17 protein-coding genes are annotated in these 18428 nt (G+C 72.1%); 6 read left to right on the top strand and 11 right to left on the bottom strand.

The genetic code is table 11. From position 1 onward, the window contains the following. The first annotated feature begins 100 nt into the window (after positions 1–100). A complete protein-coding gene (pknB, locus tag AB0E05_RS20005; RefSeq protein ID WP_361965205.1) occupies positions 101–2086 on the top strand; it encodes a Stk1 family PASTA domain-containing Ser/Thr kinase in 1986 nt (661 codons plus the stop codon). A gap of 8 nt (positions 2087–2094) precedes the next feature. After that, positions 2095–3003, top strand: coding sequence for a deoxyribonuclease IV (locus AB0E05_RS20010; RefSeq protein WP_361965207.1), 909 nt, complete (start codon positions 2095–2097; stop codon positions 3001–3003). Positions 3004–3235: 232 nt separating this feature from the next. On the opposite strand, the gene AB0E05_RS20015 is transcribed toward AB0E05_RS20010, so the two are convergent. After that, positions 3236–3868 carry a sulfite oxidase-like oxidoreductase gene (locus AB0E05_RS20015; RefSeq protein WP_361965209.1) on the bottom strand — a complete coding sequence of 211 codons (633 nt, stop codon included), beginning with the start codon at positions 3866–3868 and terminating at the stop codon, positions 3236–3238. A 159-nt stretch (positions 3869–4027) separates the two neighbouring features. Here AB0E05_RS20015 and bfr point away from each other — a divergent pair, with 159 nt between their 5' ends. Continuing rightward, entirely contained in the window at positions 4028–4507 is a 480-nt protein-coding gene (gene bfr, locus AB0E05_RS20020; protein WP_361965211.1) for a bacterioferritin, read from the top strand. A 96-nt stretch (positions 4508–4603) separates the two neighbouring features. On the opposite strand, the gene AB0E05_RS20025 is transcribed toward bfr, so the two are convergent. Both AB0E05_RS20025 and AB0E05_RS20030 read right to left on the bottom strand, forming a co-directional pair. Continuing rightward, positions 4604–4879: a (2Fe-2S)-binding protein gene (locus AB0E05_RS20025; RefSeq protein WP_361965213.1), complete on the bottom strand. Its 276-nt coding sequence runs from the start codon at positions 4877–4879 to the stop codon at positions 4604–4606. Positions 4880–5091: 212 nt separating this feature from the next. Further along, on the bottom strand, positions 5092–6444 hold the full coding sequence (locus AB0E05_RS20030) for a class II 3-deoxy-7-phosphoheptulonate synthase (protein WP_361965215.1): 1353 nt from the start codon (positions 6442–6444) through the stop codon (positions 5092–5094). A gap of 354 nt (positions 6445–6798) precedes the next feature. On the opposite strand from AB0E05_RS20030, the gene AB0E05_RS20035 reads away from it, so the two are divergent. Next, positions 6799–8724 (top strand): anthranilate synthase family protein, encoded by a 1926-nt coding sequence (locus tag AB0E05_RS20035; RefSeq protein ID WP_361965217.1) that lies wholly within the window; start codon positions 6799–6801, stop codon positions 8722–8724. Position 8725: 1 nt separating this feature from the next. Here AB0E05_RS20035 and AB0E05_RS20040 read toward each other — a convergent pair whose 3' ends face one another. The 5 genes from AB0E05_RS20040 to AB0E05_RS20060 all read right to left on the bottom strand — a co-directional run bounded on the left by AB0E05_RS20040 (position 8726) and on the right by AB0E05_RS20060 (position 14053). Beyond that, entirely contained in the window at positions 8726–9742 is a 1017-nt protein-coding gene (locus tag AB0E05_RS20040; RefSeq protein WP_361965219.1) for a 2-hydroxyacid dehydrogenase, read from the bottom strand. A gap of 185 nt (positions 9743–9927) precedes the next feature. Further along, positions 9928–10956 (bottom strand): 6-phosphofructokinase, encoded by a 1029-nt coding sequence (locus AB0E05_RS20045; RefSeq protein WP_361965221.1) that lies wholly within the window; start codon positions 10954–10956, stop codon positions 9928–9930. Between the two features lie 284 nt (positions 10957–11240). Next, positions 11241–12002, bottom strand: a complete 762-nt coding sequence (locus tag AB0E05_RS20050) for a response regulator transcription factor (protein ID WP_361965223.1) — start codon at positions 12000–12002, stop codon at positions 11241–11243. Further along, complete coding sequence (locus tag AB0E05_RS20055; protein ID WP_361965226.1) at positions 11999–13237, bottom strand: DUF5931 domain-containing protein; 1239 nt, start codon at positions 13235–13237, stop codon at positions 11999–12001. Before AB0E05_RS20055 ends, AB0E05_RS20050 begins: the two co-directional genes overlap by 4 nt. A gap of 33 nt (positions 13238–13270) precedes the next feature. Beyond that, positions 13271–14053 carry a lysophospholipid acyltransferase family protein gene (locus AB0E05_RS20060; RefSeq protein WP_361965228.1) on the bottom strand — a complete coding sequence of 261 codons (783 nt, stop codon included), beginning with the start codon at positions 14051–14053 and terminating at the stop codon, positions 13271–13273. A 262-nt stretch (positions 14054–14315) separates the two neighbouring features. Here AB0E05_RS20060 and AB0E05_RS20065 point away from each other — a divergent pair, with 262 nt between their 5' ends. Continuing rightward, positions 14316–15095, top strand: a complete 780-nt coding sequence (locus AB0E05_RS20065) for an alpha/beta fold hydrolase (protein WP_361965230.1) — start codon at positions 14316–14318, stop codon at positions 15093–15095. Then, positions 15088–15702, top strand: a complete 615-nt coding sequence (locus tag AB0E05_RS20070; protein ID WP_361965232.1) for a hypothetical protein — start codon at positions 15088–15090, stop codon at positions 15700–15702. The genes AB0E05_RS20065 and AB0E05_RS20070 overlap by 8 nt, the downstream gene beginning before the upstream one ends. A 196-nt stretch (positions 15703–15898) precedes the next feature. Here AB0E05_RS20070 and AB0E05_RS20075 read toward each other — a convergent pair whose 3' ends face one another. The 3 genes from AB0E05_RS20075 to AB0E05_RS20085 form a co-directional block, all read right to left on the bottom strand. Next, positions 15899–16657: an endonuclease/exonuclease/phosphatase family protein gene (locus AB0E05_RS20075; protein ID WP_361965234.1), complete on the bottom strand. Its 759-nt coding sequence runs from the start codon at positions 16655–16657 to the stop codon at positions 15899–15901. 96 nt (positions 16658–16753) lie between these two features. Next, on the bottom strand, positions 16754–17695 hold the full coding sequence (locus AB0E05_RS20080; RefSeq protein ID WP_361965236.1) for an ROK family glucokinase: 942 nt from the start codon (positions 17693–17695) through the stop codon (positions 16754–16756). Between the two features lie 92 nt (positions 17696–17787). Continuing rightward, entirely contained in the window at positions 17788–18255 is a 468-nt protein-coding gene (locus AB0E05_RS20085) for a DUF5304 domain-containing protein (RefSeq protein WP_361965238.1), read from the bottom strand. Positions 18256–18428 lie beyond the last annotated feature (173 nt).

Genomic DNA, 18428 nt, shown 5'->3' on the forward strand with positions numbered 1-18428 from the left:
GGTCACAACTCGGCCCCGGAGTCGACGCAGGGTTGCTGCAAGGCGGCGGCCCGGGGTGCGGTCGGGCGGGGGTGTCGGCGCCGGCTCGTAGAATCGGTGCGTGGACACGACCCTCCAGGACCCGCTCGTCGGGCAGCTGCTCGACGGCCGCTACCGCGTCGACGCGCGCATCGCCGTCGGCGGGATGGCCACGGTCTACCGAGCCGTGGACACCCGGCTGGACCGGGAGCTCGCGCTCAAGGTGATGCATCCGGCGCTGGCCACGGACGCGACGTTCGTGGAGCGCTTCATCCGGGAGGCCAAGTCCGTCGCCCGGCTCTCGCACCCCAATGTCGTCGGCGTCTTCGACCAGGGCGCCGAGGGGGCGTACGTCTATCTGGCCATGGAGTACGTGGCCGGCTGCACCCTGCGGGACGTGCTGCGCGAGCGCGGAGCGCTCCAGCCCAGGGCCGCGCTCGACATCCTGGAGCCGGTCCTCGCGGCGCTCGGCGCGGCGCACCGGGCCGGTTTCGTCCACCGCGACATCAAGCCGGAGAACGTCCTCATAGGCGACGACGGCCGCGTCAAGGTCGCCGACTTCGGTCTCGTACGGGCCGTGGGATCGGTCACGAACACCACCGGCAGCCTCCTGGGCACGGTCTCCTACCTCGCGCCCGAGCAGATCGAGGACGGCACCGCGGACACGCGCACGGACGTGTACGCCTGCGGCGTGGTGCTCTACGAAATGCTCACGGGCGGCAAGCCGCGCACCGGCGGCACGCCCGCCCAGGTCCTCTACCAGCACCTGAACGAAGACGTGCCGCCCCCGTCGGTGACGGTCCCCGGCCTCGCCCTGGAGCTGGACGAGCTGGTCGCGACCGCGACCGCCCGCAATCCCGAGGTCCGTCCGTACGACGCGGTGGCGCTGCTCGCCCAGACGCGCACGGCACGGGCGGCGCTCAGCGAGGAGCAGCTCGACCTGGTGCCGCCGACGGCGCTCACGGGCTCGGACTCTCCCGCCGAGACCACGGGCAGGCGCAAGGGCAAGGGCGCGAAGACCGGGGCCCTCGCCCGGCGCGGCGGCGCCGACGAGCGGACGGACGTCCTGCCCCGGCTGCTGCCGCCCGAGGTCGGCCGCGTGGAGCACACGGCCCGGCTGGCGACGCCCCCGGGGCCGCCGTCGGACGGCCCGTCGCGCCGCTCCTTCCGCCCGGGGCTCCCGCGCCGCGGGGTGCTCACGATCGTGGTGGCGGTGCTCGCCGCCTTCGCCATCGGCGCCGGCGTCTGGTACATCAACTCCGGCCAGTTCACCCGGGTGCCCGCCGTCATCGGCAAGACCGAGGCCGACGCCCGCCAGCGGATCGAGGACGCCGGGCTGGACGTGAAGGGCGTGCGGCGCGAGTTCAGCGAGACCGTCGAGCGGGGCACGGTCATCGGCTCGGACCCCGGGACGAACGAACGTATACGGGGCAACGGCTCGGTGACGCTCGTCGTCTCGCGCGGCCCCGAGGTCGTCCGGGTCCCCTCGGTGACGGGGGACCCCCTCGCCACCGCCGAGGACAAGCTCCGCAAGGCGGGGCTGGCGCCCGGCGTGGTGACGAGGGAGTTCAGCGCGGACGTCCCCCAGGGCTCGGTGATCCGTACGGATCCGGCCGCGGGCGCCGGCCGCAGCCCGGACTCCGCGGTGGCGCTCTTCGTCAGCAAGGGCGCGCCGGTCGAGGTGCCGGACGTGACGGGCGACTCCGTCGAGGAGGCCACCGACGAGCTGGAGGGCGAGGGCTTCAAGGTCGTCGTCGCCCCCGAGCAGGTGAACGCCCCGCAGGAGGCGGGCACCGTGGCCCGGCAGTCCGCGGCCGAAGGCACGCAGCTGGCCACCGGCGACACGATCACGCTGACGGTCTCCAAGGGGCCGCGCATGGTCGCCGTGCCGGACGTGGGCGGCCGTTCCGAGGCCGACGCGAAGAAGGCGCTGGAGGATGCTGGATTCGTGGTGAAGGTCGAGAAGAGCTTCCCGTTCCTCGGGGACAAGGTCGGCGGCCAGTCGCCGTCGGCGAACGAGCGCGCCCCCGAGGGCAGCTCGGTCACCATCACGATCAAGGGACTGTAGGCAGACGCATGCGCAACCCCGTCGGCGGCCACGTACCGGTGGCGGGTGGTCTCGCCACGACCGGACTCGCCTACGCCAGCGAGCTGGCGGCCGAGGCCGTGCAGGTCTTCGTGGCCAATCCGCGCGGCTGGGCGACCCCGCCCGGCACTCCGGCGCAGGACGAGACGTTCCGCGAGCAGTGCGCCGAGCGCGGCATCTCGCCGTGGGTGCACGCCCCGTACCTGATCAACTTCGGCTCGCACACCGAGGCGACCGCGGAGCGTTCGGTGGAGTCCATGCGGCACTCGCTGCGCCGCGGCCGCCAGATCGGGGCGCTGGGCGTGGTGGTGCACACCGGCTCGGCGACCGGGGGCCGGCCGCGCGAGGTCGCGCTCGCTCAGGTGCGGGAGCTGGTGCTGCCGCTGCTGGACGAGCTGACGCACGAGGACGATCCGTTTCTGCTGCTGGAAGGCACGGCCGGGCAGGGCGCCTCGCTCTGCTCCCGGGTGGAGGACTTCGGCCCGTACTTCGAGGCGCTGGAGCACCACCCCAAGCTGGGAGTCTGCCTGGACACCTGCCACGTGTACGCGGCGGGGCACGACCTCGCGGCGCCGGGCGGGACGGCCGCCGCGCTGGACCTGCTGGTGGAGACCGTGGGCGCGGGCCGGCTGAAGCTGGTCCACGCGAACGACTCCAAGGAAACGGTTGGCGCGCACAAGGACCGGCACGAGAACATCGGCGTCGGCCACATCGGCGAAGAAGCGTTTCGGGAACTGCTGCGGCACCCGGCGACGGAGGGCGTCCCGCTGGTCATCGAAACGCCCGGCGGCAAGGAGAAGTACGCGGCGGACGTGGCCCTCCTGAAGGAGCTACGGGCCGCGGCGCTCGGTTCCCCGGCAGATCACAAGATCGCCTCCATGCTCCCTAGTACCCCATAGGGGTATATGGTCTCCCCCCGTCAGCAGAACACATCTGACGTCGGGGGACTTCCATGCAGCACGACGCCCACTCTGGCCACACAGAACCAGGGCACGGAAACCACGACGGCGCCGTCAGTTGGAGCATGGCCGCGAAGGCGACCCTCCACTGTCTGATCGGCCGCGGCAAGGGCCACGCGGTCATGCACGCGTACCACTGAGCCGCACCCGCCCAGGACGCACCCGGCCGACCCTAGAACTCGGGCCCTTCTCCCGGCTCCTCCTGGTACGAGTAGCGCTGCTCGCGCCAGGGGTCGCCGACGTTGTGGTAACCCCGCTCCTCCCAGAAGCCGCGACGGTCCGCCGTCATGTACTCCACGCCCCGGACCCACTTCGGCCCCTTCCACGCGTACAGGTGGGGCACCACGAGCCGCAGCGGAAAGCCGTGTTCCGCGGTCAGCAGCTCGCCGTCCTTGTGGGTGGCGAAGATGCTGCGCTCGGCGGCGAAGTCCGCGAGCCGCATGTTGGAGCTGAATCCGTATTCGGCCCACACCATGACGTGGGTGGCGTCGGCGGCGGGCGGCGCGAGGTCGACGATCGTCCGGGCGGGCACCCCGCCCCACTCGGCCCCCAGCATGCTGAACTTGGTCACGCAGTGCAGATCGGCCACGACCGTCGAGTACGGCAGCGCGGAGAACTCCTCGTGGTTCCAGCAGTGCTTGTCCCCGTCGGCGGTGGCGCCGAAGACCCGGAACTCCCAACGCTCCGGCCGGAACTTGGGCACCGGTCCGTAGTGGGTCACCGGCCATCCGCGCTGTAGTCGCTGCCCCGGCGGAAGCACGGACTCCGCTGGTTCCCGGTTATCCCGGCTCTCCGGCTGACCCATGTCCCCAATGGTGACAGACCGGGAGAGCCGGTCATGACCGGGCCCGCATCGATTCGGACAACTCCTACTAAGGAGGCACTTACTGGACGGCCTTCGGCGGCGATGCAAGGATGCGCGCACCTGCCCCACCCCGTCTCACGCGTGGAAGGAGCCGCTGCGATGCAGGGCGACCCCGAGGTCATCGAGTTCCTCAACGAACAGCTCACGGGCGAGCTGACGGCCATCAACCAGTACTGGCTGCACTACCGGATCCAGGAGAACAACGGCTGGACCAAGCTCGCCGCGTACACCCGGACCGAGTCCATCGACGAGATGAAGCACGCGGACCGGCTGACCGAACGCATCCTCTTCCTGGACGCGCTGCCGAACTACCAGCGGCTGTTCCACGTCCGGGTGGGGCAGACGGTCACCGAGATGTTCCAGGCGGACCGGCAGATCGAGGTGGAGGCGATCGACCGCCTCAAGCGCGGCATCGACCTGATGCGGGCGAAGAACGACGTCACCTCCGCGCGGATCTTCGAGGAGATCCTGGAGGACGAGGAGCACCACATCGACTACCTCGACACGCAGCTCGACCTGATCGAGAAGCTGGGCGAGCCGCTGTACCTGGCCCAGCAGATCGAGCAGCCGGACAGCTGACCGGGGGGCGTGCGGAACGGTCCCGCACGCGAAGGCCGCGACGGTCCACGGCCGTGCGGAAACGGTCCTGCCTGGCCGAGCGACCCCGCCCTGCCGCTACGCCGCCTCGCCGAGCTTCTTCACGGCCGCGGCGGCATCCGCGACTCCGTCCGGCACGGCGGCCAGCGCCGGCCGACCCTGGTCGACCAGCTCGCGCCGGGGGCAGTTGCCCCGACCGAGGAGGGCCTGGATCCGGCGCACGCACGAGCCGCAGTCCGTACCGGCCTTGCTGGCGGAGGCTATCTGGCGGGGAGTGCAGGCGCCCGCCGCCGCGTGCTCCTTGACCTGCTGCTCCGTGATGCCGAAGCACGAGCAGACGTACACGCGGTTCACCTCCTGAGGGGTCCTCGACGGGGCCGGTGGGGCCTCGGGCCGTGCCTTTGCCGACGCATCGACCGATCCATCAGTGAGGCTAACCTAACCTTACCCGTCGGGGCGAGGCCGCAAAAGCCGGATGGGGTGCGGATCACAAGGATCCACACCCCATCCGGGCAATTCACACCACAGCGGACGGCACTGTCGCCGTCACCGTCCGCCCGTCGGACTCACTGGTCGCGGTACATCTCGGCGACCAGGAAGGCCAGGTCCAGGGACTGGCTGCGGTTCAGTCGCGGGTCGCAGGCCGTCTCGTACCGCTGGTGCAGGTCGTCGACGAAGATCTCGTCGCCGCCGCCCACGCACTCCGTGACGTCGTCGCCGGTCAGCTCCACGTGGATGCCGCCCGGGTGGGTGCCCAGCGCCTTGTGCACCTCGAAGAAGCCCTTGACCTCGTCGAGCACGTCGTCGAAGCGACGCGTCTTGTGGCCGGAGGCCGCCTCGAAGGTGTTGCCGTGCATCGGGTCGGTCACCCACGCCACGGTCGCACCGGACGCGGTCACCTTCTCCACCAGCTCGGGGAGCTTGTCGCGGACCTTGTCCGCGCCCATGCGCACCACGAAGGTCAGCCGGCCGGGCTCGCGGTCCGGGTCCAGCCGGTCGATGTACGTCAGCGCCTCGTCGACCGTGGTCGTCGGGCCCAGCTTGATCCCGATCGGGTTGCTGATCCGGGAGGCGAACTCGATGTGCGCCCCGTCGAGCTGCCGGGTGCGCTCGCCGATCCAGACCATGTGCCCGGAGGTGTCGTACAGCCGTCCCGTGCGCGAGTCGGTACGGGTCAGGGCGCCCTCGTAGTCGAGCAGCAGCGCCTCGTGGGAGGCGAAGAACTCGACCGCGCGGAACTCGGCCGGGTCCGTGCCGCACGCCTTCATGAAGTTCAGCGCGTTGTCGATCTCCCGGGCGAGCTGCTCGTAGCGCTGGCCGGAGGGGGAGGACTTCACGAAGTCCTGGTTCCAGGCGTGCACCTGCCGCAGGTCGGCGTAACCGCCGGTGGTGAAGGCGCGCACCAGGTTCAGGGTGGACGCGGACGCGTTGTACATCCGCTTCAGCCGCTGCGGGTCCGGGATCCGGGCCGCTTCGGTGAAGTCGAAGCCGTTGACCGAGTCGCCCCGGTACGTGGGCAGGGTCACGCCGTCGCGGGTCTCGGTCGGCTTGGAGCGCGGCTTGGAGTACTGGCCGGCGATCCGCCCCACCTTGACGACGGGGACGGACGCCGCGTACGTCAGCACGGCGCTCATCTGGAGCAGGGTCTTGAGCTTCGCTCGGATGTGGTCCGCCGAGACGGCGTCGAACGCCTCCGCGCAGTCGCCACCCTGGAGCAGGAACGCCTCGCCCCTGGCGACGGCCCCCATCCGGGCGCGCAGCTGGTCGCACTCGCCCGCGAAGACGAGCGGCGGATAGCTTTCGAGCTCGGCGATCACATCGCGCAGAGCCTCGGCATCCGGGTACTCGGGCTGCTGCGCCGCGGGCAGGTCTCGCCAGGTGTTGCCACCGGAAAGGGTGGTCTTAGCGTTCACGGTCACACCGCCAACAGTACGGGGTCGCGGCGCGCCCTTCGGTGGCCGCCCAGTACGTGAGACATGCAGCACAGCATCTTGTCGTCTTTTGCTCGCTCACCACGTCCCGGGCCCGCTCCGATCCGTTTCCGGGACGTACCGGCGGGCGACGGGCGTGCGCTACAGTTCGCCGCATGTACGCGCACTCGATCAACCGCCAGTGGTGGTGGCCCGCTCATCCGGCGGCCCGCTGATCGCGCGTACCCACGTGTTCCGAAGGCCGCCCGAGGGGCGGCCTTCAGCTTTTCCCCCACGACCCGGTGGCACCGGGCTCCGGGACCCGGCCGTTCCTCTCCCCGCCCCGATTGGGAAGGAATCCGGATGTCCACCGCCTCCACCTCTTCCGGCACCGAGTCCGCCGGCGCCGTGCTCGCCCGGCTGCTCGACGACGACGCCCCCTTCGCCCTGCTGCGCCGCCGCACCCCCGGCCGCGACCACGACACCGTCGAGGTGCTCCCGGGCTCGGTCCACACCTGTGCGACCCTCGCCGAACTGCCCGTCTTCACCGACCTCCCCACGCTGGCGCTGGTGCCGTTCCGGCAGATCCGGGAGCGCGGCTTCGACGTGCGGGACGACGGCACCCCGCTGAGCGCGCTGGTCGCCAGCGCGTCGTACGAACTGCCGCTCGCCGAGGTCGTCGAAGCACTGCCCGAGAGGGCCGTGCGCGTCGAGGACGGCGGCTTCGACGTGCCCGACGACCGCTACGAGGAGATCGTCCGCCGGGTCGTGACGGACGAGATCGGCGCCGGCGAGGGCGCGAACTTCGTGATCCGCCGCACCTACACCGGCACCGTCCCCGGCTTCGGACGGGCCGACGCGCTCGCGCTCTTCCGCCGGCTCCTCACCGACGAGCGGGGCGCGTACTGGACGTTCGTCGTGCACACCGGCGAGCGCACGCTGGTGGGGGCGAGCCCCGAGGTGCACGTGCGCATGAGCGGCGGCACGGTCGTGATGAATCCGATCAGCGGCACCTTCCGCTATCCCCCGCAGGGCCCCGACGTCGCCTCGCTGCTCACCTTCCTCGCCGACCGCAAGGAGCGCGACGAGCTGTCGATGGTGGTCGACGAGGAACTGAAGATGATGTGCACCGTCGGCGACCGCGGCGGAGTCGTCGTCGGCCCGCGGCTCAAGGAGATGGCGCACCTGGCGCACACCGAGTACGAGCTGCGCGGCCGGTCGACGCTCGACGTGCGGGAGGTGCTGAAGGAGACCATGTTCGCCGCGACCGTCACCGGCTCGCCGGTGCAGAACGCCTGCCGGGTCATCGAACGGTACGAGCCGACGGGGCGGGGCTACTACGCGGGCGCGCTGGCGCTGCTCGGGCGGGACGCGCAGGGCGGGCAGACGCTGGACTCCCCCATCCTGATCCGTACGGCGGACGTCGACGCGCGGGGCCGGCTGCGGGTGGCGGTGGGCGCGACCCTGGTGCGCCACTCGGACCCGGCCGCGGAGGTCGCGGAGACCCACGCCAAGGCGGCCGGGGTGCTGGCGGCGCTCGGGGTGCGGCCGGGCCGGGCCCCGGAGTCCGGCGTACGGCCGCGGCTGGCGGACGACCCGCGGGTGCGGGCGGCCCTGGACGCGCGCCGGGCCGGGCTGGCGCCGTTCTGGCTGCGGATGCAGGAGCGCGACGGTGACGGAGTCGGCGGGTTGCGGGGGCACGCGCTGGTGGTCGACTGCGAGGACACCTTCACCGCCATGCTGGCGCACCTGCTGCGCTCGACCGGTCTCGCGGTGACCGTGCGGCGGTACGACGAGCCCGGCCTGCGGTCGGCGGCGCTCGCGCACCACGGCCCGGTGGTGCTGGGCCCCGGTCCCGGCGATCCGTCCGACGCCGACGACCCCAAGATGCGGCTGCTGCGCCCGCTCGCCGCCGAGTTGCTGGCAGGGCACCCGCACGGCGTGCTGGGGGTGTGCCTGGGCCACGAGCTGATCGCGGCGCAGCTGGGGCTGGAGGTCGTCCGCAAGGCGGAGCCGTACCAGGGCGCGCAGGAGCGGATCGACCTCTTCGGCGAGAGCCGGACCGTCGGCTTCTACAACAGCTTCTCGGCGCGCTGCGACGCCGCGGCGCAGGCCCGGCTGGCGACACGGGCGGTGGACGTGGCCCGGGACCCGGAGACCGACGAGGTCCACGCCCTGCGCGCGCCGCGCTTCGCCTCGGTCCAGTTCCACCCGGAGTCCGTCCTGACCCTGGACGGCCCGGCGCTGCTGACGGAGCTGCTGCGCGACAGCGTGCTGCTGAAGGGGTGAGCTAGTGCGAGGCGCGGGCGGTCGCCGGGACGAGGACGTTCTCGGTTCGGCGGCCGGCCGCGTAGTCGGTCACGTTCCGCACGGTGGCGTCGACGATCTGGCTGACGGCGTCGTGGGTGTAGTACGCCTGGTGGGAGCTGACCAGCACGTGGGGGAAGGTGAGCAGCCGGGCCAGGGTGTCATCTGTGATCGCTTCCAGCGACTTGTCGAGGAAGAAGAGGCCGGCCTCCGCCTCGTACACGTCGAGCCCGACGCCCCGGAAGCGGCCCCGGCGCAACTCCCCCACCAGAGCTTCGGTGTCGATCAGCCCGCCGCGGCTGGAGTTCACCAGGACCGCGTCGTCCTTCATCGTGCGCAGGGCGCCCGCGTCGACGAGGTGGTGGGTGGCCGGCAGCAGCGGTACGTGCAGGCTGACGAGGTCGGCCTCGGCGAGCAGCTCGTCCTTCTCGACGTAGCGCATGCCGAGCGCCGCGCAGGCGGGGTTCTCGGCGACGTCCCAGCCGAGCAGCCGCATGCCGAAGCCGTGGGCAATGCGGGTGAACGCCTCGCCGATCTTGCCGGTGCCCATCACTCCGACGGTGCGGCCGTGGAAGTCCCGGCCCATCAGCCCGTCGAGGCGGAAGTCGAAGTCGCGGGTGCGGGCGGCGGCCCGGACGATGCGGCGGTTGACCGCCATGGCCAGGGCCCAGGCGAACTCGGCGACCGAGTACGGCGAGTAGGACGAGACCCGGGCGATCGTGAGGCCGAGTTCCTCGGCCACGTCGAGGTCGATGTTGTTGAAGCCGGTGGAGCGCTGGGCGACCATCCGGGTCCCGCCGGCGGCCAGGGTGCGCAGCACCCGTGCGTTGAGGTCGGCGTTGACGCTGGTGGAGATGGCTTCGTGGCCGGCGGCGATGGGGGCGGTGTCCTCGGTGAGGAACACGTCAAGGCAGCGGCAGCGGAGGTCGGGCAGCCCGCGGAAGGCGGCTTCGATCAGCGGCTCCTCGTCCGCCTGGACTCCGAAGGCGAGGATCTCCACGAGCGCTCTCCCTTGGACGCGGGCCGTGGACTCGTACGTGAGCGGTGGGCCCGTACGTGAGCTGTGGGCCCGTACGTGAGCTGTGGGCCCGTACGTGAGCTGTGGGCCGAATATACGGCCCACAGCCCGAATGCGCCGGTCAGAGCGGGAGCAGTCGGTGTGCGGCGGACCGGGGTCCGCGGCGGTCAGCCGAAGAAGACGCCGGCCTCTTCGTAGAGCGCGGGGTCGACGGTCTTCAGCTTGGCGGTGGCGTCCCCGATGGGCACGCGCACGATGTCCGTGCCCTGGAGGGCGACCATGACGCCGAAGTCGCCGTCCCGTACGGCCTCGATGGCGTGCAGCCCGAAGCGGGTGGCGAGCCAGCGGTCGAAGGCGCTGGGCGTGCCGCCGCGCTGGACGTGGCCGAGGACCGTGGTGCGGGCCTCCTTGCCGGTGCGCTTCTCGATCTCCTTGGCCAGCCACTCGCCGACGCCGGAGAGCCGGACGTGCCCGAAGGAGTCCAGGGTGCCGTCCTTGAGGACCACGTCGCCGTCCTTGGGCATGGCGCCCTCGGCGACGACGACGATCGGGGCGTACGTGGCCTTGAAGCGGGAGGTGACCCAGGCGCAGACCTGGTCCACGTCGAAGCGCTGCTCGGGGATGAGGATGACGTTGGCGCCGCCGGCGAGTCCGGAGTGGAGCGCGATCCAGCCCGCGTGCCGCCCCATGACCTCCACGACCAGGACGCGCATGTGGGACTCGGCGGTGGTGTGCAGCCGGTCGATCGCCTCGGTGGCGATGCCGACGGCGGTGTCGAAGCCGAAGGTGTAGTCGGTGGCGGACAGGTCGTTGTCGATGGTCTTGGGAACGCCGACGCACGGGACGCCGTACTCGCCGTGCAGCCGGGCGGCGACGCCGAGGGTGTCCTCGCCGCCGATCGCGATCAGTGCCCCGACTTCGGTCTTGGCCAGGTTCTCCTTGATGCGGCGGATGCCGTCCTCGGCCTTGAGGGGGTTGGTGCGGGAGGAGCCGAGGATGGTGCCGCCGCGGGGCAGGATGCCCCGGACGGCGGGGATGCCGAGCGGGATGGTGTCGCCTTCCAGCGGTCCGCGCCATCCGTCGCGGAAGCCGAGGAAGTCGTACCCGTACTCCTGGACGCCCTTGCGGACGATCCCGCGGATCACAGCGTTGAGGCCGGGGCAGTCGCCGCCCCCGGTCAGTACTCCGACGCGCATGGAAAGAAATCCCTTCGCCAGACGTGCCCATGGAAGAGTGGTGACCGTCACGCTAATGGTGATCCAGGTCACTACGAGCGGGCCGAGAAGGTCAATCCCCCTGTCGGACACGCCGCTTCCCGCGCTGGTCAGCGGGGTGCGACGAATCCACGTCCGACGGCGCGTTCACTCGTACGAGCGGGGTGGCGCGGCTCGTGCGCCCCGTACGCCCTGTGAGCACCGCGCGCCCCGGGCGCACCAGGCGCACTGCGCGCACCAGGCGGCCACGGGGGCACCACGAGGGCTCAGACCGCGCCGGATCCCTCGGGCGCCTCCGGCTGGTCCGGCTGGTCCGGCTGGTCCGGCTGGTCGATGCCTTGCTCTATCGCGTACCGCACCAGCTCGACGCGATTGTGCAGCTGGAGCTTGCCGAGGGTGTTCTGCACGTGGTTCTGCACGGTGCGGTGCGAGATCACCAGCCGCTCGGCGATCTGCTTGTACGACAGTCCCTTGGCGACCAGGCGCAGCACCTCGGTCTCCCGGTCGGTCAGCCGGGGCGCCTTGGGCTGGCCCGGGCCGGCCGTCGGGGCGGGGTCGGTGGCCAGCCGGCGGTACTCGCCGAGGACCAGTCCGGCGAGGCCCGGCGTGAAGACCGGGTCGCCGACGGCCGTGCGCCGCACCGCGTCCGTCAGCTCCTCCGTACTCGCCGACTTCAGCAGATAGCCCGTCGCGCCGGACTTCACCGCTTCCAGGACGTCCGCGTGCTCACCGCTGGCGGACAGCACGAGGACCCGCAGCCCCGGCAGCGCGCCGACCAGTTCCTTGCAGACCTGGACGCCGGGCTTCAGCGGCAGGTTCAGGTCGAGGACCAGGACGTCGGGCGCCACGGCCTTGGCGCGGCGGACGGCCTGCTGGCCGTCGCCGGCGGTGGCCACGACGTCGAAACCGGCGGCGGCCAGGTCACGGGCGACCGCGTCCCGCCACATCGGGTGGTCGTCGACGACCATCACCCGGGTCGCCCCCGCGCCGTCCGACCGCTCCGTCACGTCCTGCGCCTGCTCCGTCATGTCCTGTCCTTCCCCCCAGGGCCGGCTGCGGCCCGTGGAACCTTCAATTCGACTTCGGTGCCCTGGCCCGGCACCGAGATCAACTCGGCGGTGCCGCCCAGGTCCCGCAGCCGGCCGCGGATCGAGAGGGCGACCCCCATGCGCCCCTCGCCCTCGGCCTGGGCGAGCCGGCCCTCCGGGATCCCCGGGCCGTCGTCCCGTACGGTCACGACGACCTCGTCCGGCCAGTCCTCGACCAGGATCCAGGCGTGGGCCCCGGAGCCAGCGTGCCGGTTCACATTGTCCAGCGCGGCACTGACAGCGGCGGCCAGCTCCCTCGCCGCCGCGGGCGGCAGCAGCACCGGGGCGCCCGGCTCCGAGAGCGTGACCTTGGCGCCGGCGTGCCGGGCGAGCAGCGAACGCAGGTCCTGCTCCCCGCCGTCGCCCTCCGTTTCGTCGGCGCCGTCGACGTCATCGACGAGCCGTACGACCGCGCCCTGCGACACGTCCTCGGAGGCACGGGTCGTGGGCACCAGCCCGCTGGAGACCAGGGTGCGCAGCGCGATCTCCTGCTCCCCGGCCATCCGCCCCAGCTCCGCGGCCTCGCCACCGACCTCGGCGCCGCGCCGCTGCACCATCGCCAGCACCTGGAGCACGCCGTCGTGGATGTCCCGGGCCAGTCGCTCGCGCTCCCGGGTCGCCGCCTCGATCTCCAGGGCGCGCGCCAGGGTGCGCTCGGAGGCGCGGGCGACCTCGACGACGTAACCGATGGCGATGGACGCCACCCACACCAGCACCACGTTGTGGAAGGTGTCGCCGCTCGGCTCGCCGCGCTCGACCATGTTGGCGACCGCGACCAGGGAGGACGCGAAGCCGGCCCAGCGCCAGCCGCCCTTGAGGGCGAAGGCGAGGACGGAGCCCGCGGTCCAGATCGACGGCAGCGTCGGGCCGTCGGTCTCCTGCGCCTGCGCGTCGGCGAGCGGGGTGATCAGGATGCCGGTGAGGGCGATCGTCAGGTCGACGGCGAGGAAGGGGCGGGTGCAGCGGGCGGCGGAGCGCACCTTGGGCAGGGTGGCCAGGGTCCACACGGTGAGCACCGCGAGGTAGCCGAGGGCCACTGCCTGGCGCTCTATGTACTGCTTGTTGAGGACGAACAGGAGGAGCGCGTAGAGCATGGTGAGGACGCGGTAGCCGGCGAGGGCGCGCCACAGCGGCAGCTCCACCGACATCCGTACGACCCGTTCGCGCCGCGCCATGCGTCCCGTTCCCCCCGTGCCCCTGCCCCGTGTTCAGTCGCGTCTGTCGCCCTTGGCGGTGTCGGACTCGACCGCGGCCTTCTTCTGCTCGGCCTTCTGCTCGGCCTTGAGTTCTGCCTTCTGCTCGGCCTTCTGCTCGGCGAGTTGGCGCTTGGCCACGGTCGCGTAGATGTCCACGTACTCCTGGCCGGAGAGCTTCATGATCTCGTACATCACCTCGTCGGTGACCGAGCGCAGGATGAAGCGGTCGCCCTCCAGGCCCTGGTAGCGGCGGAAGTCCAGCGGCTTGCCGATCCGGATGCCCGGACGCATCAGCTTCGGGACGATCTTGCCCGGGGGCTGGATCTTCTCGGTGTCGATCATCGCGACGGGGATGACGGGGGCACCGGTCGCCAGCGCCACGCGGGCGAGCGCACCGGGCTTGCCCCGGTAGAGCCGGCCGTCCGGCGAGCGGGTGCCCTCCGGGTAGATGCCGAACAGCCCCCCGTCCTCCACGACCTTGATCCCCGCCTGGATCGCCGCCTCGGCCGCGCCGCGCGCGCCGGAGCGGTCCACCGGGAGCTGCCCGACGCCCTTGAAGAAGGCCGCCGTCAGTTTTCCCTTGACGCCGGGGGAGGTGAAGTACTCCGCCTTGGCGATGAAGGTGACCTTGCGGTCGAGGACGGCCGGCAGGAAGAACGAGTCCGAGAAGGAGAGGTGGTTGCTCGCGAGGATCGCGGGCCCCTCCGCGGGGATGTTCTCCAGACCCTCCACCCAGGGCCTGAAGGCAAGCTTCAGACTGCCCCCGAGGGAGAACTTCATTGCGCCGTAGATCAACTCGGGTGCCTCCTGTAGCCGTCGGTCAGACCTTAACCCGAGGTGGGCCCGCACTCGCCGTGGCGGGCCGGTGCCCGGGCTCCGGCGCCCCGCCGGAGGCGCCGCGAAGGGGCCGTGGCGCGTCCACGGCGCGGCTGCGGACCTGGTCGGTGTCAGCCCCGTCGCGTACCGTGAAGTAGACCTTCCCAGCCGTGCCCTGTCGCCTGATCGCCGCCGTCGCACGACGGCGGCGCCGCGGGCCCCACCCCGAAAGGAGACTCCGGTGCCGGTCCTCCCCGGAGCCGAGCCGTACCGCCACGAGGGCGGCGAGATCGGCGTTCTTCTGTGCCACGGTTTCACCGGTTCCCCGCAGTCGTTGCGCCCCTGGGCCGAGTACCTGGCGGAGCGCGGTCTCACGGTCTCCCTGCCGTTGCTGCCCGGGCACGGCACCCGCTGGCAGGACCTGCAGATCACCGGTTGGCAGGACTGGTACGCGGAGGTGGACCGGGCGCTGCGGGAGCTGACCGAGCGGTGCTCCCGGGTCTTCGTGTTCGGCCTCTCCATGGGGGGCGCGCTCACGCTCCGGCTCGCCGCGAAGCACGGCGACGCGATCAGCGGCCTGGTGCTGGTCAATCCGTTGAACAGGCTCCACGGCGTCGCCCCGCACCTGCTGCCCGTCCTGCGGCACTTCGTGCGGTCCACGCCCGGCATCGCGAGCGACATCGCGAAGGAGAGCGCGGTCGAGGTGGGGTACGAGCGGGTGCCGCTCCAGGCGGCGTACTCCCTGCGGAACCTCACCCGCCTCGTGGACGGCGACCTCCCCCAGGTCACCCAGCCCCTGGTGCTGCTGCACAGCCCGCAGGACCACGTGGTGAGCCCGGCGGACTCGGCGCGGATCCTCAGCCGGGTCTCGTCCACGGACGTCACCGAGGTCCTGCTGGAACAGAGCTACCACGTCGCGACGTTGGACCATGATGCGGAGCGCATCTTCGAGGAGAGTTACGCGCTGATCGGCCGGCTGGCTCCGCACGCGGATCTGAAGGGGAGCATGACCGGTGGCTGAGCAGCACGACGCGGACCGCGAACAACCCATCGACGAAGAGGCGGCCTGGGCCGCGATCGTGGCCGGGTACGGCGAGGAGCCGCCGGACCCGCCGGGCGCGAAGCCGTTCAAGTCGGTGGAGGACCTGGCGCGGTTGGAGGGGCAGGTGAACGAGTCGCCGCACTCCCTGCGGAAGAAGAAGCCGGGGGCCGACGAGGGGGCCGAGGGAACCGACGGGTCCGAGCCCGCCGGCCCGGACGGCGACGACGGGGCGAAGCTCGGCAGTTCGATCACCTTCGCGCCGGGCGTGGGCGGTGCCGGCCCCCGGGACTACTCCGTGGCCGAGCCCAAGGACGACGACCTCGACGAGACCGACGAGGGCCACTTCGTGCCGCCGGAGCCGCCGCCGCTGCCGGAGGCGGACGTCACGGCCAAGTTCGCCTGGCTCGCGGTGGTCGGCGGCCCCATCCTGATGCTCCTCGCGGTGCTGCTGCGCTGGGAGATGACGTGGTGGCTCACCACGCTGTCCGTGGGCGGTTTCCTCGGCGGCTTCGTGACCCTGGTGGCCCGCATGGCGAGCGGCGACGACGAGGAGGACGACGACCCGGGCCGGGGCGCGGTGGTCTGAGACGGTGCCCTCGGCGGCGTTGGGGGTCCCCCGTGCCCGCAGGGCACAGGTGGGGGTCCCCCCACACCCTCTGGGTGTAGGGGGAGGAACTGCGCGACAAGCCACAGACGGGCCGCAGCGACCAACGCTCCCGCAAGGGAACACGGCGCTGGCGTCCAGGTCGCGCAGGAGGCACCCGCACCCGCACCGGCGGTGCCTAGGACGCCGGGATGGTGAGGGCTGCCAGGACCGGAAGGTGGTCGCTCGCCGCCGCCAGGTCGCGAGGGGAGACGCCGGCCAGCCCGGAGGGCACCCCGCAGGCGTGGACCTCGACGCCCCTGCTCGCGAAGACCGCGTCGATGCGCTTGCGCGGCGCCGACTGCGGGAAGGTGTGCTCGCCGCCCCACGGCGCAGCCGACCAGCAGTCCTGGAGGTCCGCTGCGACGAGGCGGAAGCCGGCGCCGTCGGGCTCCTCGTTCAGGTCGCCCGCGGCGATGGCGTAAGGGGTGCCGAGCCCGGCCAGCCGGTCCAGCAACATGCCCGCCTGCGCCCGGCGTTCCACCGGCGCCAGGCTCAGGTGGCAGCTGACGGCCCCGACGCGCGCCGCGGCCCCGAAGCGTACGACCGCCGTCGCGAAGCCGCGCCGCGGCAGCCCCGGGGAGAGCGGCAGCAGGACGTCCTCCGTGCGCTCCACGGTCGCCCGCAGCGAGCAGAGCAGCAGCGGCCCCGCGGCGGTCGCGCCGCCGGTGAGGACGAGGAGGTCCGCCTTCGCGGCGAGCCGTGCGGCGTGCTTGCGCCAGCGGAAGAAGCGGGGCGCCTCCTGGACGAACACCAGGTCCGGGTCGGTCGCCTTGATCACTCGGGCGAGGGCGTCCTCGTCGTCGCGCATCGAGCGGATGTTGTAGCTGAGCACCCTGACGACGGCCGAGCCGTCGGGATTCGTACGGGAGTTGGGCAGCGTCTGGTTCACGGACATGCGCCCATCCTTGTGGCACGCGCCGTTCGACGGGCCCTCTTTTCCCCAGGGCACACGGGGCGCACCGGTCAGGTGCGCCCCGTGGGGCCAGTGGGGTCAGCCCTGGCGGGCGAGGTCCGCCGCGCCGACGAGGCCGGCCTTGTTGCCCAGTCGGGCGACGAGTACCTGGGCGTGCGGACGCCACTGCGCGCCGATCAGCCGGCGGCGGAAGGACTTCCGGATCGGTTCAAGCACCAGATCGCCCTCGTCGGAGACGCCGCCGCCGATGATGAAGGCGGACGGGTCGAAGAGGGACGCGAGGTCGGCGAGGCCCGCGCCGGCCCAACGGGCGAGTTCGCGGAAGGAGTCGACGGCGACCGGGTCGCCCTGCCGGGCCGCGGCGCTGACGTGCTTGCCCTCGATGCCCTCCACGGTGCCGTCGCCGAGTTCGAGCAGGACGCGCGCCTGGTCGGGGGTGGCGGCGGCGCGCTGGCGGGCGTACCGCACGAGGGCGCGCCCGGAGGCGTACTGCTCCCAGCAGCCCTGGCCGCCGCAGCCGCAGAGCAGGCCGTCGGGGACGACGCGGACGTGGCCGAACTCGGCGGCGACGCCGAAGCGTCCGCGGCGGAGCTTGTTGCCGATGATGATGCCGCCGCCCAGGCCGGTGCCGAGGGTGATGCAGATGACGTCGTGGTGCCCCTGGCCGGCGCCGAAGCGGTACTCGCCCCAGGCGGCGGCGTTCGCGTCGTTCTCGACGACGACGGGGAGGCCCACGCGCTGCTCGACCTTGTCCTTCAACGGCTCGTGCCGCCAGTCGATGTTGGGCGCGAAGATGACCGTGGCGCGCTTGTCGTCGACGTAGCCCGCGGCGCCGATGCCGACGGCCTCGATGTCCCGGCCGGTGCTGGCGCCCGCGACGGCGGAGCAGATCGCGTCGACGATGGCGTCGGGCGTCGACGGGGTGGGCACCGTGTGGGTTTCGAGGATGGCGCCCTCTTCGTCGACCACACCCGCAGCGATCTTGGTACCGCCGATGTCCACACCGATGGTGAGTCCCATATGTCCCTCAATTTCAGGTCGAGCCCCGCTTGGGAGAACCGTACCGGAGGGACTGGTCGGCGGCGGGCGGCATTCGGGCGCCCCGAGCGGCCTCAGTCGAGGTCGATCTGCTCGCCCGGCCCCTGGTCGCCGTCCGTCTTCCGGTCCGACTTCCCGTCCGGCTGCCGCGCGGGCGACTGCTCCTGGTCGGCCGCGCGCTGGGTCCAGCGGTGCTCGTGGCCCTGGACCGCGGAGCGGTACGCGGCGAGCAGTTCGCCGCCGGCCGCCGCGAGGTGGTCGAAGACCTGCGGATTGCGCTCGATGACCGGCTCCACGGCGGACTTCGCCTGGTGCACGATCTGCTGCACCGCGCTCTGCGCCGCCACCCCCGGCAGCGACGTCTGGAACTCGGAGACCTTGTCGGCGACCGCGCCCAGGAGCTTGCGCAGCTCCTCCGCGGCGGAGCCGGGCGGCGTCCCGTACTCGGCCCGGCGGCGGGCCTTCTCCTCTTCGAGGTCCTCGGCGCAGGCGTCGGCCCAGGCGTCGGCGTCGAGGTCGGGACGCTCGGTGGCATCGCTCATGGCGTACTCCTGCACGGGGCTTCGGCTGCGGTCTGTCCGTACGCTCGACGGTACCCGAAGGCGCGCCGGCGGTTCAGGGTCCGTCTTGTAGATCTTGCTGGGCGCGGTGCCCGGGCACCGCGCCAGATCGGAAGTGGGTCTGGTAGGGAAAGTGTGTTTAACATGCGTTGTTG

The sequence above is a fragment of the Streptomyces sp. NPDC048057 genome, from assembly GCF_040653095.1.
Classification (GTDB): Bacteria; Actinomycetota; Actinomycetes; order Streptomycetales; family Streptomycetaceae; genus Streptomyces.

Coding starts and splice junctions, on each gene's coding strand:
- AB0E05_RS20075 (WP_361965234.1), bottom strand. CDS start 16,657: ATGTCCGTGAACCAGACGCTGCCCAACTCCCGTACGAATCCCGACGGC.
- AB0E05_RS20010 (WP_361965207.1), top strand. CDS start 2,095: ATGCGCAACCCCGTCGGCGGCCACGTACCGGTGGCGGGTGGTCTCGCC.
- AB0E05_RS20045 (WP_361965221.1), bottom strand. CDS start 10,956: ATGCGCGTCGGAGTACTGACCGGGGGCGGCGACTGCCCCGGCCTCAAC.
- bfr (WP_361965211.1), top strand. CDS start 4,028: ATGCAGGGCGACCCCGAGGTCATCGAGTTCCTCAACGAACAGCTCACG.
- AB0E05_RS20015 (WP_361965209.1), bottom strand. CDS start 3,868: ATGGGTCAGCCGGAGAGCCGGGATAACCGGGAACCAGCGGAGTCCGTG.
- AB0E05_RS20035 (WP_361965217.1), top strand. CDS start 6,799: ATGTCCACCGCCTCCACCTCTTCCGGCACCGAGTCCGCCGGCGCCGTG.
- AB0E05_RS20055 (WP_361965226.1), bottom strand. CDS start 13,237: ATGGCGCGGCGCGAACGGGTCGTACGGATGTCGGTGGAGCTGCCGCTG.
- AB0E05_RS20085 (WP_361965238.1), bottom strand. CDS start 18,255: ATGAGCGATGCCACCGAGCGTCCCGACCTCGACGCCGACGCCTGGGCC.
- AB0E05_RS20050 (WP_361965223.1), bottom strand. CDS start 12,002: ATGACGGAGCAGGCGCAGGACGTGACGGAGCGGTCGGACGGCGCGGGG.
- AB0E05_RS20080 (WP_361965236.1), bottom strand. CDS start 17,695: ATGGGACTCACCATCGGTGTGGACATCGGCGGTACCAAGATCGCTGCG.